The sequence below is a fragment of the Mesorhizobium sp. B1-1-5 genome (assembly GCF_006443065.1).
In the GTDB taxonomy this organism is placed as follows: domain Bacteria; phylum Pseudomonadota; class Alphaproteobacteria; order Rhizobiales; family Rhizobiaceae; genus Mesorhizobium.
Genome location: NZ_VFWS01000435.1, coordinates 1 through 1,328 on the forward strand (window position 1 = coordinate 1; position 1,328 = coordinate 1,328).

2 protein-coding genes and 1 pseudogene are annotated in these 1,328 nt (G+C 62.3%); all 3 read right to left on the reverse strand.

Annotated elements, in window-relative coordinates; genetic code table 11:
* Positions 1-452 (reverse strand): annotated as a pseudogene (locus FJ980_RS32130) (ABC transporter substrate-binding protein); the annotation flags it as partial.
* Between the two features lie 158 nt (positions 453-610).
* Positions 611-784: a hypothetical protein gene (locus FJ980_RS35005; RefSeq protein WP_181167349.1), complete on the reverse strand. Its 174-nt coding sequence runs from the start codon at positions 782-784 to the stop codon at positions 611-613.
* Positions 785-786: 2 nt separating this feature from the next.
* A partial coding sequence (locus FJ980_RS32135) for a glucuronate isomerase (RefSeq protein WP_181181389.1) occupies positions 787-1,328 on the reverse strand: 542 nt, incomplete at its 5' end.

The following is a 1,328-nucleotide window of genomic DNA, read 5'->3' on the forward strand; positions in this document are numbered from 1 at the left end:
GGGTAGTAGGTGACGACGACGCCGTGGTCCTTGGCCAGCGTCTGCATCCGCGCTGCCGGCTCCTGATAGATATCGGCCAGCTTCGGCAAGGCGCCCGAATCGTCAGGAAGCAGCTTGACCCACAGGTCCATCTCGAGGCCTGCCGACAGCGCATCCGTTCCGGTAAGCACGATGTCGATATCGACGCGGTTCGCCGCCTGCTGCGCCTTGATCTTGCCGGGAAGCTCGGGGGCGGGCGCCTTGGTGAAGACGATGTTCGAGATCAGTTCCGGCTTGGCCGTCTTGTAATTCTCGATCGCCTTCTGGGTTAGCGCCAGATTGCCGGCGACATCGACGATATTGATGGTGACGGGCGCGGTCGGCAGCTTGGCGGTCTGGGCAAACGCGCGCGCAACCGGAAGCGCCGCCATGCCGGCTAATCCGCCGACCGCCTGTCGCCGAGTGATCTTGATCATCTTCATCTCCTCCGCTGGTCCTGTCTTGTCCGGCAGGATTTCAATTTTGATATATTAATCTACCAGTCATCAAAAACAACCGCTTTCTGCTCCGTGCATGAACCGCTGCGCCAATCATGCCACGGTGGCTGCGGCGCCGTCGTTCAAAAGATCGGTCAATACGGTTCCCAGGCTTGCGAAATGGGCTCGGCCGGGAGATCGGTGCCGAGGACCTGCTTCAGCCGCAGGAAGACGGCGGCCAGTTGGGCAGCCAAGCCGATCTTTGCGGTCCGCGCGCCCGATCCCGGCCGGCAGGTCACCCAGGTCCGATTGGAAAGCCGCTGCGCCATGGTCAGAGCCTATAGGCTTTCTTGGCCAGGCGGTAGGCGAGATCGTGCGCCACTTCCTGCGCCTCGTCCTCGTCGAGCCGGTGGTCAGCCACCAATTCCGCGAGAAAATTGCAGTCGACGCGGCGCGCCATGTCGTGCCGCGCGGGGATCGAACAGAAGGCACGGGTGTCGTCGTTGAAGCCCACCGTGTTATAGAAGCCGGCTGTCTCCGTGGTAAGCTTGCGAAACCGGTACATGCCTTCGGGGCTGTCGAAAAACCACCAGGGCGGGCCGAGGCGCAGCGCCGGATAATGCCCGGCAAGCGGCGCAAGCTCGCGCCCATAGGCCGTCTCGTCCAGTGTGAACAGGATCAATGTCAGGCGCGTGTCGTTGCCGAACGCGTCGAGGAGCGGCTTGAGGTCGTGGACATAATCGGTGCCGGTGGGAATGTCTGCGCCCTTGTCGAAGCCGAACTCGGCGAAAATCTGCGGGTTGTGGTTGCGGAAAGAGCCGGGATGGATTTGCATGACCAGGCCGTCCTCGACGCTCATGCGCGCCATTTCGG